10 protein-coding genes are annotated in these 13,892 nt (G+C 63.4%); all 10 read left to right on the top strand.

Going from position 1 to position 13,892, the window contains the following annotated elements:
• Positions 1-329, top strand: a 329-nt coding sequence (locus tag C6W91_RS14930) for an ArsR/SmtB family transcription factor (RefSeq protein WP_370570986.1), incomplete at its 5' end; no start/stop codon positions are given.
• A 240-nt stretch (positions 330-569) separates the two neighbouring features.
• A complete protein-coding gene (locus tag C6W91_RS14925; protein WP_065270574.1) occupies positions 570-1,628 on the top strand; it encodes a YeeE/YedE family protein in 1,059 nt (352 codons plus the stop codon).
• Between the two features lie 201 nt (positions 1,629-1,829).
• Positions 1,830-3,860, top strand: coding sequence for a PhoX family phosphatase (locus tag C6W91_RS14920; RefSeq protein WP_274837215.1), 2,031 nt, complete (start codon positions 1,830-1,832; stop codon positions 3,858-3,860).
• A gap of 218 nt (positions 3,861-4,078) precedes the next feature.
• Positions 4,079-4,549: a DUF302 domain-containing protein gene (locus tag C6W91_RS14915; protein WP_274837253.1), complete on the top strand. Its 471-nt coding sequence runs from the start codon at positions 4,079-4,081 to the stop codon at positions 4,547-4,549.
• 88 nt (positions 4,550-4,637) lie between these two features.
• Complete coding sequence (locus C6W91_RS14910; RefSeq protein ID WP_274837216.1) at positions 4,638-6,257, top strand: thiamine pyrophosphate-binding protein; 1,620 nt, start codon at positions 4,638-4,640, stop codon at positions 6,255-6,257.
• Complete coding sequence (locus tag C6W91_RS14905) at positions 6,244-7,443, top strand: CaiB/BaiF CoA transferase family protein (protein ID WP_370570985.1); 1,200 nt, start codon at positions 6,244-6,246, stop codon at positions 7,441-7,443. Before C6W91_RS14910 ends, C6W91_RS14905 begins: the two co-directional genes overlap by 14 nt.
• A 248-nt stretch (positions 7,444-7,691) precedes the next feature.
• Complete coding sequence (locus tag C6W91_RS14900; protein ID WP_274837218.1) at positions 7,692-9,059, top strand: tetratricopeptide repeat protein; 1,368 nt, start codon at positions 7,692-7,694, stop codon at positions 9,057-9,059.
• Between the two features lie 103 nt (positions 9,060-9,162).
• Positions 9,163-10,464: an OpgC family protein gene (locus C6W91_RS14895; protein ID WP_274837219.1), complete on the top strand. Its 1,302-nt coding sequence runs from the start codon at positions 9,163-9,165 to the stop codon at positions 10,462-10,464.
• A complete protein-coding gene (locus C6W91_RS14890; protein WP_274837220.1) occupies positions 10,461-11,966 on the top strand; it encodes a glucan biosynthesis protein in 1,506 nt (501 codons plus the stop codon). The genes C6W91_RS14895 and C6W91_RS14890 overlap by 4 nt, the downstream gene beginning before the upstream one ends.
• A complete protein-coding gene (gene mdoH, locus C6W91_RS14885) occupies positions 11,963-13,882 on the top strand; it encodes a glucans biosynthesis glucosyltransferase MdoH (protein WP_274837221.1) in 1,920 nt (639 codons plus the stop codon). The genes C6W91_RS14890 and mdoH overlap by 4 nt, the downstream gene beginning before the upstream one ends.
• Positions 13,883-13,892: the final 10 nt, after the last annotated feature.

Here is a 13,892-nt window from a genome sequence, read left to right as displayed (position 1 = left end):
CATGTTCGAAGACCGCTTCCCGATGGCCTAACAAAACACGTCAGGCACAAAATTCGGCACAGTCTCCCACGGCGTCCAATTTCCTCAAGGCGATCAGCCACGAAGGTCGTCTCATGATCCTGTGCCATCTGGTCACCGGCGAGAAATCCGTCACCGAGCTGGAAGAGCTGCTTTCGGCGCGTCAGGCAGCGGTATCGCAGCAACTGTCCCGCCTGCGCCTTGAAGGTCTGGTTGTGCCGCGCCGCGACGGCAAGGCCATCTACTACCGGCTGGCAGACGACCGTCCGCGCCGCATCCTCGAAGTGGTCTACGACCTCTTCTGCAACTAAGCACGACCTAGATTTTCTCCCTGCCCTACCCGTCTTGTCCCGGTCCGGGGCCAGCAAGATACGCACGGCCTGAGCGACCTGTAGATCCTTCAACATCTGTCCGCTCGGTTGTGTTCCCGAGCTCCCATAGCTGACCACCTGCCCATCGACAGCAGGCGGCGACAGCGCGATGCCGCTTGCATCGCACACCTCCTTTCTGCATGACTCGAAGGATAGGAAACCTGCCGGGAGGGGCGTCTCATGTTTGATATGCTGACAGAACATCACCTGGCGGCCATTGCAGGCCTCGTAGGCGGAATCCTTCTTGGCCTTGCTGCCCGGCTGGGCAGGTTCTGCACGCTTGGCGCGATCGAGGACGTCCTTTATGGCGGCTCCACCCTGCGCATGCGTATGTGGATATTGGCAATCGGCGTCGCCGTTATCGGCAGCTTTTCCCTTATTGCAGCAGGACTTATGGATGAAAGCGAAAGTTTCTACCTCAGCATCAGATGGATGCCTCTGGCTTCAATCATCGGGGGTTTGATGTTCGGCTACGGAATGGCGCTCAGCGGCAATTGCGGCTATGGCGCTATCGCCCGACTGGGCGGCGGTGATCTGCGCAGTTTCGTCATCGTGCTGGTCATGGGCGTGTCCACCTATGTGGTTCTTTCCGGTCCGCTTGCGCCCTTGCGCAATTTCTTCTTTGAGCAGCATCAGGTCACGACCGATATTCCCCCCGGGCTGGCCCATCACGCCGCTGCCCTGACGGGTCTGCCACTGCACACCATCGGGCTTGCCGTCGGCGCCGTGCTGGTCATCGCCGCGCTTTGCGGACGCGAACTGCGTCAGGACAAGAGCGCGGTCTTCTGGTCCGTGATCGTCGGCCTTGCCATCGTTTCGGGCTGGGGCCTGACCAGCGAGGTCAACCAGACCGGTTTCGAAGCCCTCCCGGTGGTGTCGCATTCCTTTTCTGCCCCTCTGGGTGAGACTATTTTGTGGACCATGACCGGCAGCCTGCGCCCCTTGTCCTTTGCCGTCGGCTCCATCGCAGGGGTCTGGGCCGGGGCCTTCATCGGCTCGCTGATCAAGGGGCATTTTCGCTGGGAGGCCTGCGAAGACCCCCGCGAATTGCGCCGCCAAATCGTGGGTGCGGGCATCATGGGCGCAGGTGCCGTCATCGCCATGGGCTGCACCGTCGGTCAGGGGCTCAGCGCCTTTTCGCTGCTGGCCGTTTCCGCGCCGGTCACCTTTCTGGCGATTTTTGCCGGGGCGGCGATTGGCCTGCGGCAGCTGATCGAAGGCTTCCGCCCCGCCGAGTGATCTGGATCCGCCCCTTCGCCGACGCTGCCACAGCTTGATATACGGGGCATCGGCTCCAGATGAAGTATCACGAACAGGCGAAAAACGGCCCAAGTTGTAACGGTTTGGTAAAACCTTGGAGCACGTCACGCAATTGTTACAGGTCCGCGCAACTTAGCACGCGACGACGCACCGTCGGCATCTGGAACTTTGGAGCAAGCCATGGACCGCAAGCAAATCATCAACGATCCCGAAATCGGCAACAAGGCGGAAGCCTATGAAGCCTTTGACGACATCCCTACCAATCCTCGGCTTGAACGCACCATCGGCGATGTGATCAACGCCCGCTATGGCCGTCGCGACCTGCTTAAGGGCATGCTGGGCGTCTCCGCCACCACTGCCCTGTTCGGCACCTCCGCCCTGACCGCCCCGACCGAAGCGGCTGCAGGCAGCCATGGCGCGGGTCGCTACAACTTCGAAGAACTAACCTGGGGCAACGACGAAACCCACCATATCGCCGATGGCTATGATGCCGACGTTCTGCTGCGCTGGGGAGATCCGATCACCGCCGATGCTCCGGAATTCGATGTGATGAACCAGACCGCCGAAGCCCAGCTGAAGCAATTCGGCTACAACAACGACTACGTCGGTTTCACCCCGCTGAACGCCGAAGGCACCCGCGGCCTGCTCTGCGTGAACCACGAATACACCAATGAAGAGGTCATGTTCCCGGGCCTTGGCCGTCAGGACAAGGCAGGCTTTGAAGGCATGACCAAGGAGCTGATCGACATCGAAATGGCCGCCCATGGTGGCACCGTGGTCGAGATCGCCAAGGGTGCAGACGGCAAATGGGCCGTGGTGCGCGATGGCAAGATGAACCGCCGCATCACGCCGCTCAATACCGAGATGACCATCGACGGCCCCGCCGCCGGTCATGACCGGATGAAAACCAACGCCGATCCTTCGGGTATGTCGGTCATCGGCACGCTCAACAACTGCGCCGGCGGCATGACCCCCTGGGGCACCTACCTGATGGCCGAAGAGAACTTCCACGGCTATTTCTGGACCGATACGGTCGACGGCGACGGCAAACCCGATATCTCGGCCCAGCCCGAAGCCAAGAACATGAAACGCTACGGCGTGCCGGGCCGCTGGTATGCCTGGGGCAAGTTCTACGACCGCTTCAACATCGACAAGGAGCCCAATGAGCCAAACCGCTTTGGCTGGGTTGTTGAAGTAGACCCGCGTAACCCCGACGCCAAGCCGGTAAAACACACCGCCCTGGGCCGTTTCCGCCACGAAGGCGCCGAAACCACTGTTTCCTCTTCGGGCAAGCTGGTCGTCTACATGGGCGACGACAACCGCTTTGACTACCAGTACAAATATGTCTCGAACGGCGTAGTGTCCGACGATGCCGTCGCCAACAGCGCCCTGCTCAGCGACGGGACCCTCTACGTGGCCCGCTTTAACGAAGACGGCAGCGTAGAATGGTTGCCGCTGGTGCATGGCACCGGCCCGCTGACCACTGAAAACGGTTTTGCCAGCCAGGCCGATGTCCTGATCGACACCCGCCTTGCAGCCGATGCCCTGGGCGCCACGCCGATGGACCGCCCCGAAGACGCGCAGCCGCGCGGCGACGGCACCGCCTACATCATGCTGACCAACAACTCCAAGCGTAAAGAAGAGCAGGTCAACGCGGCCAACCCCCGGGCGAAATCCAACTTCGGTCACATCATCGAGGTCAAGGAAGACGGCGGCGATCACGCGGCCACCCGTGGCACCTGGTCGATCCTGGTGAAATGCGGCGATCCCAAACTGGCCAAGGTCGGCGCCCAGTGGAACCCGGAAACCAGCGCGAACGGCTGGTTCGGCTCCCCGGACAACTGCGCCTTTGACGCCGATGGCCGCCTTTGGGTCTCCACCGACCAGGGCAGCAAATGGGGCAAGACCGGCAAATCCGATGGCCTTTACGGTGTCGAAACCGAAGGCGATCTGCGTGGCACCTCCAAGCTGTTCTTCCGCTGCCCCGTCGGCGGGGAGCTCTGCGGCCCCTACTTCACCGACAACGGTGAAACCCTGTTCCTGGCGGTGCAGCACCCCGGCACCGATGGCACCAAGGCCCTGAAAGGCTTCGAGCGCGCCTCGACTTTTGAGGATCCGGCCACCCGTTGGCCCGACTTTGATCCCAAGATGCCGCCGCGCCCCTCGGTCGTCGTGGTTACGAAAAAGGGCGGCGGCAAGATCGCCATGTAATCTTTACCCTTGGCATGAACAAAGCATTCAACGCGCCCTCAAAAGGGGCGCGTTTTTCTTTGCTGATGCCGCCCAACCTCCCGCCGGGGCATAGTCAGCAGCACGGGGATGTGACACCTGCGTGATTGCAATCCGGGTTAGGCTTGTGGTTCCACAAAGCAACGGAGCCAATGATGAACCTGCGCCCAATCCTCGTCGCACTTGCCTTCAGTCTGCCAATGCTGTCCGGACTGGCCTTTTCGACCGTTACCCTGAGCGCGCAGGCAAGCATCGCCGGAGAGGTGTCTGCCCGCCCCGGCTGGGAGGTGCATAACACGGCGAAATCCTACCAGCAGCTGTTGCAGGATACGCAGGCGGCGGTGCGCGCCAGCGATCTGGCCATCGTCACGCAGGCCGGTCCCACCGGCGCCGCAGCGGCGCGCGGGATCACCATTCCGGGCAACCGGGTCATCGGCGTCTTCAACAATGTCTTTGCGGTCAACATTCTGGAAACCTCGACCGCCGCCATGATCGAAGCCCCGATCCGCCTCTATGTCACCGAAATCCCGGGCGGCACGGCGCAGCTCTCTTACAAACGGCCCAGTCATGTCTTTGCCCCCTACCGGGACGAAGGCGGCGACAGGCTGATGGCGCTTGCAGAGGAGCTGGACCAGCGGTTTGATCAGATCGCACAGGAGGCAGTGAAGTAACGCCGCCAGGTCACAGAGCCGTGAGGGTGCTTGCACCCGGCGTCAGGGCAGGCAATCTGGCCGTGACATCAGATAGGAACAAATCGCCATGACTGACAGTTTACGCGCCGCCGACGTTCTGGCCCGGCGCCTTTATGCGGCCGGGTGCCGCCACGCCTTTGGCATGCCCGGTGGCGAGGTGCTGACGCTGGTCGACGCGCTTGAGGCAGCAGGCATCACCTTCCATCTGGCGAAACACGAAAACGCTGCCGGCTTCATGGGCGAAGGTGTGCATCATGCCGATGGTGCCCCGGTCATTCTGGTTGCCACCCTCGGCCCCGGCGCGCTCAACGGGGTCAATGTGGTGGCCAACGCCCATCAGGACCGGGTGCCGATGCTGGTTCTCACCGGCTGCGTCGATGCAGCCGAGGCGCAAAGCTACACCCATCAGGTGCTCGACCATGGCGCCGTCTTTGCCTCCATCACCAAGGCGACCTTCCGTCTGGATGCGGATGCGGCTGACGTGATCGCAGACAAGGCGGTCGCCATCGCGACCGAGCCGCGCAATGGTCCGGTGCATATCGACGTGCCGATCTCGGTCGCGGATGCGCCCGCCAGGGATCGCAACATCCGCCGCGCGCCTGCTGCGCCCACCCAGCCAGACAATGACACACTGGCGCAGGCGCGCAGCTGGCTGGCGCAGGCCGAGCGTCCCTTTGCCATCATCGGACTTGATGCGGTGGCCGAAGGCGCGGGTCCTGCCCTTCGCGCCTTTCTGGAGGCGCATCAGATCCCCTTTGTCACCAGCTACAAGGCGAAGGGCATCCTGCCCGAAGATCACCCCCTGTGCCTTGGCGGCGCCGGGCTGTCCCCCCTGGCGGACAGTCACCTGTTGCCGCTGGCGGCGCAGTCGGATCTGATCCTGTCGCTTGGCTATGATCCTATCGAAATGCGCCCCGGCTGGCGCAACGCCTGGGACCCTGCCCACCAGCGCGTGATCGAGATCGCTGCCGAACCCAACACCCATTACATGCATCAGGCCAGCCTCAACATCGTGGCGCCGCTTACCCCCGCGCTGGATGCCCTAACGGAAAAAGCCGAGACAGCGCCAACGCGCTGGCCCGGCGGAGAGCTGAGCACCGTGCAACAGGCGCTGCACGCCGCCTTTGATCCGCAGGATGACAGCTGGGGACCGGCGGCAGTGATCGCCGAATGCCGCGCCATCCTGCCTGCCGAGACGCTGGCCACGGCAGACAGTGGGGCCCACCGGATCTTGCTCAGCCAGATGTGGCAGTGCAACGAGGCGCGCGGGCTGATCCAGTCATCCGGGCTTTGCACAATGGGCTGCGCCGTGCCGATGGCGATCGGGCGCAAGCTGGCGCAACCGGACCGTCCCGTCGTCAGCTTTTCCGGCGATGCAGGCTTCCTGATGGTGGCCGGGGATCTGGCCATCGCTGCCGAATTGGATGTGGCGCCGATCTTCGTGGTCTTTGCCGATGCCAGCCTCGCCCTGATTGAGCTGAAACAGCGTCAACGCCAGCTTAAAAACCGCGGCGTCGATTTCGCCCGGCACGATTTTGCCGCGATGGGCCGGGCCTTTGGCGGCAACGGCGTGACGGTACGTAACCGGACGGAACTGCGCGCCGCCCTCACCGATGCCTTGGCTTCTGATCGTTTCACTGTCATCTCTGCCGAAATCGAACCCGGAGGATATGATGGACGCATCTGACACGCTGCCACACGGGGCCCTTGACGGGGTCAAGGTTCTCGACCTGTCGCGCATTCTGGCCGGCCCCACCTGTACCCAGCTGCTGGGCGATCTCGGCGCCACGGTCATCAAGGTGGAAAACCCGAAATCGGGGGGGGACGACACCCGCCAATGGGGCCCACCCTATGCCGTGGACGCCGACGGCAACCCCACGGATCTGTCGGCCTACTACATGGCCGCCAACCGCAACAAACGCTCGGTCGCGGTGGATATCACCACCTCCGAAGGTCAGGCCGAGATCCGCAGGCTCGCTGCCGAGGCCGATATCCTGATCGAGAATTTCAAACCCGGCGGACTGGCGAAATACGGGCTGGATTACGCCAGCCTCAAGGATGAGTTTCCCCGGCTGGTCTATTGCTCGATCTCGGGCTACGGGCAGACCGGCCCCAACAACCACCGCCCGGGATATGATCTTGTGGCACAGGGGTTTAGCGGCATCATGTCACTCACCGGCGATCCCGAGGGGCAGCCCGTGAAGGTTGGCACCGGCATCGCCGATGTGATGTGCGGTATGTATGCCTGCATTGGCATTCTGGCTGCGCTGCGCCACCAGGAAAAAACCGGTGAAGGGCAGCAGATCGACCTCGCTCTGGTCGACAGCACCATTGCCTGGCTGATCAACGAAGGCGTCGCCTATCTCAACACCGGCACCTTGCCGACCCGGCGCGGCAACGAACACCCCAGCATCATGCCTTATGGCGTCTACGAGACCTCGGACTCCCACGTCATCCTGGCGGTGGGCAACGATGCCCAGTTCCGGCGCGTGATGGAGTTCCTCGGGCTCGAAGGCCTTGCAGACGATCCCCGTTTTGCCACCAACCCGGCGCGGCTGGAGCATCGCGCAGCGCTCAACGACATCATGATCCCGGCGCTCAAACGCTTCACCATGGACGAGGTGATCGCCGCGATGGAGGCCCGCAAGGTGACGGCCGGTCCAGTGCAGACGCTCGACCGGGTCTTCGCCTCCGATCAGGTGGCTGCGCGGGGCATGGCCATCGACATGCAGGCCGGGGACACTCCCGTGAAACTGCTTGGAAATCCGCTCAATTTCTCGCGCACCCCGGTCACATACCGCCACGCACCGCCCAGCTGCGGCGCTGACAGCGACCGGATTCTCGGCTCCGAGGACCCGTTTTCCAAGGCTTAGGCCATATTCTGCCCGGCACGATCCGGCCGAATGTTACAAAAACCGGCAAACGCCTGCCTTCGTGGTGGGCGTTTTGCGTTTCAAAGACCCGTCTGGCGGGAAATTGCCCGCAAATATTACAGGTTTCAGCGGGTTTCCCCACCTTCAAACACGCGCCTTCACCAAAGCGAGAGCGCCCGTCGCGCGATGAAAACCACTGTTCTAACCTTCCCCTAGTGAACAACACCGGTGGTAAGGATTGGACCCAAATGACACATGATCTCTTCGGACAGGAGACGAGCCTGAAAGATCCCGAAATGCTGGATCTGTGGAACGCGGTTCAGATCGGGGTTCTGTCGCACAGCGCAGAGGCCCCGGTGCATCTGGGTAAGCTGTTGGAGGCTACCCCCGAATTCACCCTTGGGCAGGCAGCCAAGGGTTTGTTCCTGCTGCTGCTGGGCCGCCGCGAAATGCGCACCCCTGCCCGCGATGCGCTGGCTGCTGCCCGCATCGCCTATGCCTCTGCCCTGCCCCGGGAGCGGCTCTTCGCCGATGCGCTGGAGCTGTGGCTGGCGGGCCGCCCCACCGCCGCCGTTGAGAAGCTGGAGCAGGTCCTGCGCTCTCACCCTGCCGACAGCCTTGCCATGAAGATGAGCCAGGCGATCCGTTTCGTCCTTGGCGACAGCGCCGGGATGCGCCGGTCAGTGGAACGGGTGATGCCCGCCTATGCGCCGGATCACCCCGGACGCGGCTATCTGCTTGGCTGTCACGCCTTCGCGCTGGAGGAAACCGGCGACTATAATAAGGCGGAGACTGCGGGGCGTCAGGCACTCTGGATGGCGCCGGATGATGCCTGGGGCCTGCATGCGGTGGCGCATGTGCATGACATGACCGGCAATGCCAAGGCCGGGCTCGACTGGCTGACCGGCCGCGAAGAGGCCTGGAGCCATTGCAACAACTTCCGCTATCACGTCTGGTGGCACAAGGCGCTGATGCATCTGGACCTGGGCCAGACTGACACCGTTCTGGACCTATACGACCGCGAGATCCGCCAGGACAAGACCGACGATTACCGCGATATTTCCAATGCCACCTCGCTGCTGATGCGGCTGGAATTGGAAGGCATTGCCGTCGGCAACCGCTGGGAAGAACTTTCCGACCTCTGCGCCGCCCGGACCGAGGATGGCAGCCTGATCTTTGCCGATCTGCACTACCTTCTGGCGCTGGCCGGGCGCGGGCGCCCGGATGAAACCACCCGGATGGTGCAGCGTATCCACGCCGATGCGGCAGCCGCAGGCGGGGACGAGGCGCGGCAGCGCATGGCAGATCCCGGCCGCGCCGCCGCCAGCGGGCTGGAGGCATTTGGCGAAGGTGATTTCGCGCTGGCCTTTGACCACCTGGCGCAGGCCCGTGGCTCCATGCAACTGGCCGGTGGCAGCCACGCCCAGCGCGACGTTTTTGAACGCATGACCATCGATGCCGGGATCCGCGCAGGTCGCCTGAGCGAGGTATCCCGCATGTTGGACAGCCGCCGCGCCCAGCGCGGCGGCGCCGAGGACAACTATGCTCTGGCCCGCCGCGCCCTGATCAGCGAGGCGCGCAATCAGCCGGACAGCCGCAGCCTGCCGGCCGAGTGATCTGCGAAATGATCCGAGCGCGCCCGGATGCCGGTCCTGGCCTCGGGCGCGCCCTTACATCGCCGCCACAAAGTTTGATTGACAGGAAGGACACCGCTTAACGATGGCGCGTATTTCCAAGTTCCCCTCTCCCGCAGCAGAGATTCCGGCCGTGGCAGGTCCGGCAGCGGCCAACACCCGCCGTGCGCCCGCATCGGAGCATGCCCCAGCCCCGGCAGGCGGGCAAAAACGCGTCCGCGACCCGCGGCTCGATTTCTATCGCGGCATTGCCATGTTCATCATCCTGGTCGCTCATATTCCTGGCAACCGCTGGACCGGCTGGATCCCGGCCCGGTTCGGGTTTTCCGATGCGACCGAGATTTTTGTCTTCTGCTCGGGCATGGCCTCGGCCATCGCCTTTGGTGGGTCCTTTGCCCGCCGGGGCTGGCTGATGGGCACTGCGCGGGTGGTATTCCGCTGCTGGCAGGTATTCTGGGCTCATATCGGCCTGTTCTTCTTTGTCGCCATGACCATGGCGGCACTGGACCTGACCGGTGCCTTTGAAAAAAGCTACGTCAACTCTCTGAACCTTGGCCATTTCTTCAATGACCCGATGCCGCAGCTGGTGGGCCTGTTCACCCTGACCTATGTGCCGAACTACTTTGACATCCTGCCGATGTATCTTGTGGTTCTGGCCTTGATGCCGCTGATGATAGGGTTGGAGCGCATCGGTCTCTGGACCGTTGCCGCAGCTTCGGCGCTGATCTGGCTGGCCGCGAACCCCTATATGATCGGCCTTGGACCGGACGGAGCATCCCTGCCTGCCGAACCCTGGTCGGCGCGGGAATGGTTCTTCAACCCCTTCGGCTGGCAATTGCTGTTTTTCACCGGCTTTGCCTTCATGAAAGGCTGGCTTCCGGCGCCGCCCGTGTCGCGGGCACTGGTGCTTGTATCTGCAGCCTTCCTGATCTTCTCTGCCCCCTTTGGCTCCTGGAAGGTCTTCCTGTGGGTTGAGGCCTGGAACGACGATCTGGCCGCCGCCATCCGCCCGGCCTGGGCATTTACCGACCAGTGGCGCGAGAAAACCGATTTCGGCCTGTTGCGCTATGCGCACTTTCTGGCACTGGCCTATCTCGGCTGGGTGGCCGCCGGGGCTGGTGGTCAGCGGCTGATCGCCTCCGGCCATTCGGAGCTGGCGCGGCTCTGGTCCTTTGCCCTGCGCATCATCACCAAGGTCGGGCAACAGTCCCTTGCGGTCTTCGTCTTCTCGATGGCGCTGGCCCGGCTGATCGGCTTTGCGCTGGATCAGACTGACCGGGGCATCCTGATCACCGCTGCGGCAAATATCGCCGGGTTCTGCCTGATCATCGCCTGTGCCTTTGCCGCCGCCTGGTTCAAATCCCACCCCTGGAGGGCAAAGCGATGAGCCGTCTTTCGCGCCGCGGTTTCCTTGCCGGTGTCTCCGGCCTTGCGCTGACAGCTCCGCTCGCGGCCAAGGCCGCCTCCGTTCCGTTCCGGCATCAGGATGTTATCGACAAGGCCCGCATGCTGGCACAGATGCCTTATCACACGCGTGCTAAGGTGCCGCAGGACTGGCTGGATCTCACCTATGAGGATTATCAGACCCGCTGGTTCCGCAGCCGCGACGCGCTGTGGAGCAAGACGGAACGCAGCTATAATGTCGATTTCTTCCTGCCGGGCCTCTATTTCCCCCGTGCGGTGCAGATGCACAGCGTCGCGGACGGGCTGGCGCAGCCTGTTGCCTTTGATCTGACCCTGTTCGACAAGACAGACAAGGCGCCGGATCTCAGCACCAAAGGAGCGCTGGGATATTCGGGCTTTCGCTTGCGCACCGAACTGAGCGAGCCGGGCAAGAAGAACGAATTCTGCGTCTTTCAGGGCGCCAGCTATTTTCGGGCCATCGGCATCGGGCAGGCCTATGGGCTGTCGGCGCGCGGGCTGGCCCTTCACACCGGCGACGCCGAAGGCGAGGAATTCCCCGAGTTCACCGAATTCTGGCTGGAGGCCCCTGCCCCCGGCCAACGCCACATGGTCGTGCATGCGCTGATGGATTCGCCCTCGGCCGCAGGCGCCTACCGGTTCACCATCACCCCAGGCGCCGCCTGCGTGATGGAGGTCGAAGCAACGCTGTTCCCACGCGAAGAGCTGACCCACGCGGGAATCGCGCCGCTGACCTCGATGTTCCTGTTTGATCGCACCAACCGCAACCGGTTCGACGATTTCCGCCCCGCCGTGCACGACAGCGACGGGCTTTTGATCGAGAATGGCAACGGCGAAACCCTGTGGCGACCACTGGCCAATCCGGCGCAGCTGCAGGTGTCCTCCTTTGTCGACGAGAACCCCCGAGGTTTCGGGTTGATGCAGCGCAGCCGCAACCTGTCGGACTTCGCCGATCTGGAGGCGCATTATCAGGACCGGCCCAGCCTCTGGGTCGAACCCAAGGGCGATTGGGGCAAGGGAGCCGTCACGCTGGTAGAGATCCCGGCGGACAAGGAAATCTACGACAATATCGTCGCCTATTGGCGCCCGCGCACGCCCTATCCTGCCGGAGCCGAGGTGCGGCTTGATTACCGCCTGACCTGGGGCACCGGCCCCACTGGTACGCTGGCGCAGGTGGTGGACACCGCCGCGGGCGCACGTGTCTTTGGCGATCCGGGGCGGATCATGACCGTGGATTTCGAAGATCATCCGCTTTTGGCAGGCGATCCCGAAAACGTCGACGTCGTGCTTTCCTCGCCGCATGTCGAGCTCAGCACCGGGGTCCTGCAGCGCAATCCGGCCACCGGTGGCCTGCGGCTCGCCTTCAGCTTTGAACCCGGTGACCGCTCCCTTGTGGAGCTACGGGCGGCGCTGCGCCGGGACGGGCAGCCTGCCACCGAAGTCTGGCTTTACAGGTGGACCGCATGAAAGATCTGATCTCCGCCCCCTCTGCGGCGAAAATGCTGCCGCCCGAACAGCCCATGGCGATGCCAGAGCAGAACTTTGGCGCCGCTTTCCGCGACATGAGCGCCCCCGGGACCGCGCCGCAGATGCGCGTGGCGCTCTGGCGGGTCATTGCCTTTTCACCGGCGATGGTTGCAACCGCCTTGCTGACCTTCGTGATGCAAGGCTGGTTTGCCGATGGCGGCTTCATGATGATCGAGGTTCTGCTTCTGGCGCTCATTGCCTTCAATTTCTTCTGGATCTGCTTTTCGGTCTCCACCGTGCTCCTGGGCCTGTTCAGCCTGTGGCAGCGCGGGCAAGAGGCCGAACGCCGGGTTCCGACCGGTACCATCGCACCCGACACGCCGCCGCTTACCGTTGCGGTGCTGGTGCCCGTCCACAACGAAGATCCGGCCGCCGTGTTCGGCAACGCCCGCACTATGCTGGAGGATCTGCATGCCTGGGGCGGTGCGCATGATTACGCCATGTTCATCCTGTCCGACACACGGGATGACCTGATCGCGGCGCAGGAACTGGCGGGCGTAGAGGCGCTGCGCGCCGCGCTGCCGCCCGGTATCCGGCTCTACTATCGCCACCGCGAGGACAACACCGGGCGCAAGGCGGGCAATATCGCGGATTGGGTGCGCCGCTGGGGTGGCGGCTATGACGCCATGCTGGTGCTGGATGCCGACAGTCTGATGACTGGCCGGGCGATTGCCCAACTGGCCGATGCGCTGCGCCGAGATCCGGCAGCCGGACTGATCCAGAGCTTCCCACAGCTGATCGGCGCCAGATCCGTCTTTGGCCGCATGCAGCAGTTTGCCAACGGGGTCTATGGCCTTGCCATGGCCGAAGGGCTGGCACGCTGGGTCGGCGCCGAGGGTAACTACTGGGGCCATAACGCCATCCTGCGCACCCGCGCCTTTGCCGCCTGCGCCGGACTGCCCGAGCTGCAACAGACATTCGGCGGCAAGACCCTGATCATGAGCCATGATTTCGTCGAGGCTGGTCTGTTACGCCGGGCCGGCTGGGGCGTGCATTTCCTGCCCCGTATCCAAGGTTCCTATGAAGAGACGCCGCCGACCCTGATCGATCACATCCTGCGCGACCGGCGCTGGTGCCAGGGCAATCTGCAGCACCTGAAACTGCTAAGCGCGCAGGGTTTCTGCGCGATTTCACGGTTCCATCTCTTGCATGGGGCGATCGGGTACCTGATGGCGCCGATCTGGTTTGCGCTTCTGGTGATATGGGCGCTGATCGGTGAAGACGGAGAGACATCGGCGCTGCAGTATTTCAGCCCCGCCGACCCGCTGCGCCCCTCCTGGCCGGATATGTCAGAGCCGCGCCATGTCGCCGTGATCCTGGTTATCTATGCGATGCTGCTGGCGCCGAAACTTCTGGCCCTTGCCGCGCTGCCCCTGACTGGTGCGCGGCTATCGGATTATGGCGGAGGGCGACATTTCGCGCTCTCCGTGACCTCCGAAATCCTGCTGGCAATCCTTTATGCGCCGATCCTGATGGTGCAGCAGATGATCGCCGTCCTGCGTAGCGCCTTGCGCTTGCAACGGGGCTGGGCGCCGCAGGCGCGTGACGGCGGGCGCTATGGGCTGAAGACCATGCTGATCTGTCATGCACTCGAATTCACCAGCGGTCTTGCGCTCAGCGCCGGGATCCTGGCCGGGATGGTTTCCGTCTGGCTGGCGCCAATTGCCCTGTCGCTGTTACTGGTGCTGCCGCTGTCGGCCCTGTCGGGGATGCGTCCCGCACTTCGGCTCAGGTTCTGGATGGGCACGCGCGAGGTTTTTGCCGAACCCCGTATCGCCCAGACCGCCCGGACCTATCGCAAAGCGGTTGAACGCGTCTTTGCCGGGGCACCTGACCACCGTTCAGCGGCGGAATAGAAGAACCCCG

This window comes from Phaeobacter sp. SYSU ZJ3003, from assembly GCF_041300735.1.
Taxonomy (GTDB): Bacteria; Pseudomonadota; Alphaproteobacteria; order Rhodobacterales; family Rhodobacteraceae; genus Phycobacter; species Phycobacter gallaeciensis_A.
This window is presented reverse-complemented; position numbering and strand designations above follow the sequence as displayed.